This is a genomic window from Winogradskyella epiphytica (genome assembly GCF_003217215.1).
In the GTDB taxonomy this organism is placed as follows: Bacteria; Bacteroidota; Bacteroidia; order Flavobacteriales; family Flavobacteriaceae; genus Winogradskyella; species Winogradskyella epiphytica.
Map to the genome: position 1 here is coordinate 1 of NZ_QJTD01000019.1, position 5,500 is coordinate 5,500.

General features: G+C 33.3%; 6 protein-coding genes. 4 read left to right on the top strand and 2 right to left on the bottom strand.

Going from position 1 to position 5,500, the window contains the following annotated elements:
- Positions 1 to 225 precede the first annotated feature (225 nt).
- Both DFQ11_RS14550 and DFQ11_RS14555 read left to right on the top strand, forming a co-directional pair.
- The gene (locus DFQ11_RS14550) at positions 226 to 708 is read left to right on the top strand and encodes a hypothetical protein (RefSeq protein WP_110476611.1); all 483 of its coding nucleotides are present in this window, start codon (positions 226 to 228) and stop codon (positions 706 to 708) included.
- A gap of 142 nt (positions 709 to 850) precedes the next feature.
- Positions 851 to 1,645, top strand: a complete 795-nt coding sequence (locus DFQ11_RS14555) for a cation transporter (RefSeq protein ID WP_110476612.1) — start codon at positions 851 to 853, stop codon at positions 1,643 to 1,645.
- Positions 1,646 to 1,830: 185 nt separating this feature from the next.
- On the opposite strand, the gene DFQ11_RS14560 is transcribed toward DFQ11_RS14555, so the two are convergent.
- Entirely contained in the window at positions 1,831 to 2,307 is a 477-nt protein-coding gene (locus DFQ11_RS14560; RefSeq protein ID WP_110476613.1) for a transposase, read from the bottom strand.
- Between the two features lie 210 nt (positions 2,308 to 2,517).
- On the bottom strand, positions 2,518 to 2,955 hold the full coding sequence (locus DFQ11_RS14565) for an IS110 family transposase (protein ID WP_146221549.1): 438 nt from the start codon (positions 2,953 to 2,955) through the stop codon (positions 2,518 to 2,520).
- Positions 2,956 to 3,183: 228 nt separating this feature from the next.
- Between DFQ11_RS14565 and DFQ11_RS14570 the strand changes: the two genes are divergently transcribed.
- Positions 3,184 to 3,978, top strand: coding sequence for a cation transporter (locus tag DFQ11_RS14570; protein ID WP_110476615.1), 795 nt, complete (start codon positions 3,184 to 3,186; stop codon positions 3,976 to 3,978).
- A 223-nt stretch (positions 3,979 to 4,201) separates the two neighbouring features.
- Positions 4,202 to 5,251 (top strand): OmpA family protein, encoded by a 1,050-nt coding sequence (locus tag DFQ11_RS14575; RefSeq protein ID WP_110476616.1) that lies wholly within the window; start codon positions 4,202 to 4,204, stop codon positions 5,249 to 5,251.
- Positions 5,252 to 5,500: the final 249 nt, after the last annotated feature.

A 5,500-nucleotide genomic window follows, 5' to 3' on the forward strand; every position in this document is an offset into this window, starting at 1 on the left:
AAAGTCTCTGCGTATATAATAACCTTATTCCTCTCCTTTGTTCTTTCTTATTTATAGGTCTTAATTTAGTGTTTTTATTAAAATGCTAACTTAAGTCGTATAAAAATAATTGCGGTTTAGTGCTTAACCAAAGGTCGTTGCGTGTTTGTAACGTCTGATTTTCCTTCGGAAAATCCTCGCATACAAACCCGCAACTATTCTTATACATAAACGTTGTAAACAATTATGAACGAACGCGAAGATTACTTTAGATTTTCCAAAAATGGTGACATTCACACGTTGAGTGACAGAATTCCATTTAATTGGAAAGAACTAATGATTTGGACTTCTACTTCATTCATATTTCTTATTTGGTTTCTTGGAATTGGAATCGGAATTTTTGTTGCTACTCTGACTTTAATCGGTTACACTTTGTATCGCTTTGCCTCTTGGATTTATTACACGGAATTAAAAATTGACGAAAAAAGCGGAAAAATAACTCGACTCAAAAAAATATTTGAACGAACTCAAAAAACGGAATTGATTGCGGATAAATTTGACCCAAACCGATTTGAGTATTCGGAATTGACTCGAAGTGGAAAAACAAAATTCCTGATGAATTATAGGACTCATAAAAACAATGAGTTATTGATTTTAAAAAATAAATCGGACAAAGAACTGATTGAAAAATATATTACAGAAAAAATAACTGTTTACAACAACGTGTAAAAATAATTGCTTGGTTCTAGCCTACTCGGAAAATCCTGCGGATTTTCCTCTGGTTCGTTCCTTTTTAGTAAGTTAGTTGCTTGCATACGCAACTATCCTTACACAAACCGTTGTGGTTAATGTAAAAAAACCGAGAAACTAAATGAATAAAACAATATTTGAGATTACTAAAATGGACTGTCCTTCAGAGGAAAATCTAATCCGAATGAAATTGGACGGAATTTCAAGTATTGCGAATTTGGACTTTGACATTCCGAACCGAAAACTGACCGTTTTTCATAGCGGAGAAACTGACCAAATTGAAAAGTCAATTATCGAACTGAATTTAGGCGGAAAGAAAATCTCGACTGAACAAACTGACCAAACGGAATTTAATGAAAATGCAAATCAAAAAAAATTACTTTGGACTGTCCTTGGAATAAATTTCGCATTTTTCCTAATCGAAATGACAACAGGAATAATCTCAAAGTCAATGGGATTGGTTGCCGATAGTTTAGATATGCTTGCAGATAGTTTTGTTTATGGAATTAGTTTGTTTGCGGTTGGCGGAACAGTAATAAAGAAAAAACGGATTGCCAAACTTGCTGGATATTTTCAAATAACACTTGCAATTATTGGATTTGTAGAAGTTTTAAGGAGATTTTTCGGAGACGAGAAACTACCCAACTTTTCGACAATGATTATTGTTTCGATTTTCGCACTTATTGCAAACGGAATTTGTCTTTATATTTTGCAAAAGTCAAAGAGCAAGGAAGAAGCTCATATGAAAGCAAGTATGATTTTTACCTCGAACGATGTGATTATCAATTTGGGAGTTATAATCGCTGGAGTTTTAGTAAATTGGTTGAGTTCAAGCAAACCTGATTTGATTATCGGAACAATCGTTTTTGTATTGGTAATTCAAGGAGCATTTAGAATATTAAAATTGAGTAAATAAATAAAAAACACTAACCACAACAATGGCTATAAGTAATTGCTTGTTCTCGCCTACTTCTGAAAATCCTCGCGGATTTTCAGTTTGGTGTGTACTTGCAAAGTTAAGTGCTAAAACACGCAACTACTCATAGGTACTGTGTTAAATAACAAGTAATTTAATTAAAATTTTTTAGGAAGTATTTTATGTTAAACCATAATGCTATCCTGCGCAGCAAGAGCTTTTGGTTCTTGCTGCTTTTTAATTTCATATTCTGGATCATAGTTAACTTCATTTTTCCATAATGTATACATTAAAATCAATAATTTCCTTTGAACTGCTATCAAAGCAACAATAGGTTTAGCTTTATGAGGCTTTAATCTTTGGTAAAACTGTTTTAAAGTGGGATTACAACGTACACAGGTCATTGATGGCATATAAAGGACCGCTCTTATATGACTATTTCCTTTTTTAATTATTTTAGTTTTACCTTTAAAACTTCCCGATTCTCTTAAAACTACATCATAACCCGCAAAACTCGTAAGTTGTTTTGCACTTGTTATAGACTCAAAACCTAAAGTTTCACCAATAACTGTAGCTGCTGATATAAATGATATACCAGGAATACTTTCTAAGTACTGAATACGACGCTTTAAAGCCGTTATCTTAGATACCAATGCTTGCATTTCTACTTCTATTGCTTCTATCTGTGCATTGATAAGATGTAACCTCGCTAAATGACGCTTAGAAGCTTTTGAGCTGGAATAACAACTAGACTCAATAGCTCCTTGTCTATTATTTTCTGCATTCCTATCTTTTAAAAGAGAACTACGCTCTCTACTAAGTGCCTTTAACTCTTGTAGCTCCTTGCTTGGAGGTCTCCAAGGTCTTAGGCTTCATTCAAGCCCCAACATACTTAACATTCTGCTATCTAAAGCGTCTGTCTTTGATCGCTGATCTAAACTCTGCGCATATCTCTTTACCCTTCCTGACTGCATAACACTAACTTTATAGCCTTGGTTATATAAGTATTGACAAACCCCTTGGTGATACACTCCAGTGGCTTCCATCAAAACTACAAGTTCGACATTATTATCCACTGCTTTCCTTATCCAAGAGACCATAACCTTAAACCCTGATAGGTCATTATTAACATCGGAATGACCAATAAACTCTTTTTCAAGATTAGAGTTTAGAACTCCCAAGCATATTGATAAATTGCTTTTGGATACATCAATTCCCAAACATTGTTTTAGTTTTTTATTCATAATTTTATAGTATACTACAAGATTAATTTTCTTTACCATCTTTGCTCGCAGTTGATACGATCTCAAGTATAGGATCTAGGTACTGTTCAGACTCTAAGAAAATTATAGAAGGGTGAGATTTCTATGAAACGATATCACTCTTTGTTTGTGTATCTAGCCGAGACCTCTCTATCCCTTCTATTTTACTTGTATTGTTAGTCAGAAATTTACTATTTTTAATTCCTAATAACTAAGGTGTCGTAAACATACGAGCCGAGACCGTTGTGGTTAATGTAAAAAAAACCGAGTAACTAAATGAATAAAACAATATTTGAAATTACTAAAATGGACTGTCCTTCAGAGGAAAATCTAATCCGAATGAAATTGGACGGAATTCCAAGTATTGCGAATTTGGACTTTGACATTCCCAACCGAAAACTGACCGTTTTTCACAGCGGAGAAACTGTCCAAATCGAAAAATCAGTTATCGAACTGAATTTAGGCGGAAAGAAAATCTCGACTGAACAAACCGACCAAACAGAATTTAATAAAAATGCAAACCAAAAAAAACTACTTTGGTCTGTACTTGCCATAAATTTTGCGTTTTTCATAATTGAAATGACAACAGGAATAATCTCAAAATCAATGGGATTGGTTGCCGACAGTTTAGATATGCTTGCGGACAGTTTCGTTTACGGAATTAGCTTGTTTGCGGTTGGTGGAACAGTAATAAAGAAAAAACGGATTGCCAAACTTGCTGGATATTTTCAAATAACACTTGCAATTATCGGATTTGTAGAAGTTTTAAGGAGATTTTTCGGAGACGAGAAATTACCAAACTTTTCGACAATGATTATCGTTTCAATTTTCGCACTTATTGCAAACGGAATTTGTCTTTACATTTTACAAAAGTCAAAAAGTAAGGAAGAGGCACATATGAAAGCAAGTATGATTTTCACTTCAAACGATGTGATTATAAATTTAGGAGTCATAACAGCTGGACTTTTGGTAAACTGGTTGAGTTCAAGCAAACCTGATTTGATTATCGGAACAATAGTTTTTGTTTTGGTAATTCAAGGTGCTTTTAGAATTTTAAAATTGAGTAAATAAATAAAAAAACACTAACCACAACAATGGCTATAAGTAATTGCTTGTTCTCGCCTACTTCTGAAAATCCTCGCGGATTTTCAGTTTGTTGTGTACTTGCAGAGTTAAGTGCTAAACCACGCAACTACTCATAGCCGAGACCGTTGTGCTTAATTATGAACCAAAATCTGTGAACTACATCAAAATTCTTTTTTTTCTATTTTCAATATCGATTTTTTCTCAAAATTTGGTACAAAATCCAAGTTTTGAAAACACAAAAAGATGTTCTGAAATTATCGGAGCTTTTGACCATAATGTAATAAATTGGACTTCACCTACTTTTGGAACTACTGACCTATTTAATTCTTGTGCAAAAGGTCAAGTTGGAATTCCAAGCAACTACAATGGACTACAGCAAGCGAAAGACGGCGACAAATATGCAGGTTTTTATTTGCATTCTGACGATAATTACAGAGAATACGTGCAAGTGGAATTGTCAAATAAATTGGAAAAAGGCAAAAAATACAAGGTCGAGTTTTTCATAAGCCTCGCTGAAAACTCAGATTTTGCAATTAAAAACATTGACTACCTACTTTCCGCAAACGAATTGAACACTTCAATCTTTCGTGAAATGTCTGAAAGGCAATTGAACAAAAATAATGTCGAAAATTTTAAAATTCACAAGATTGAAAATAACAGATATTATGACAACAAAAGTAGTTGGACAATGCTATCCAGCGAATTTACGGCACAAGGGAACGAGAAATATCTAACAATCGGAAATTTCCTTAAAAACTCTAAAACAGAGAAGTTGCTTGTTTCCAATAAAAATAGAAACAATATGTCTTATTACTACATTGACCTTGTGAGTTTACAAGATGCCAATTGGGAAGATGTTAAGCCTAAAGAAATTGTGATTAAAACCAAAAAAGATGATATTACGATAGCCTTGAACAAAGATTACACATTTCAAAACGTCATCTTTGATTTTAACAGTTGGGAACTATCGAGAGATGCAAAAATGGAAATAAACACTATTTACAATTACCTTACCGAAAACAGAAATACGAAAATCATTATTTCGGGACATACCGACAATGTTGGAGGTACAAAATTTAATCAAGCTCTTTCGGAAAAACGAGCAAAATCCGTATCTGATTATTTTATAAATTTGGGTTTAAACAAAAGTAGAATATCATTTGTTGGTTACGGAAGTGAAAAACCAATTTCAACCAATGAAACAGAAGACGGAAGAAATAAAAACCGACGAGTTGAATTTAAAATCGTAGAAAAATAACTAAGCACAACACCGTATAAAAATAATTGCGGTTTAGTGCTTAAACAAAGGTAGTTGCGTATTTGCTACATCTGATTTTCCTGCGGAAAATCCTCGTACGCAAACCCGCAACTATTCTTATACAAACACGTTGTAGCAAATTTGAACACAAAAATCCGAATTCAATAACTTAACGCAACAAATCAAAATTTTAGATTTGTTGTATGAATACAAAAAAGCATAAACGATTATCACTTAAGGAACGTGTTA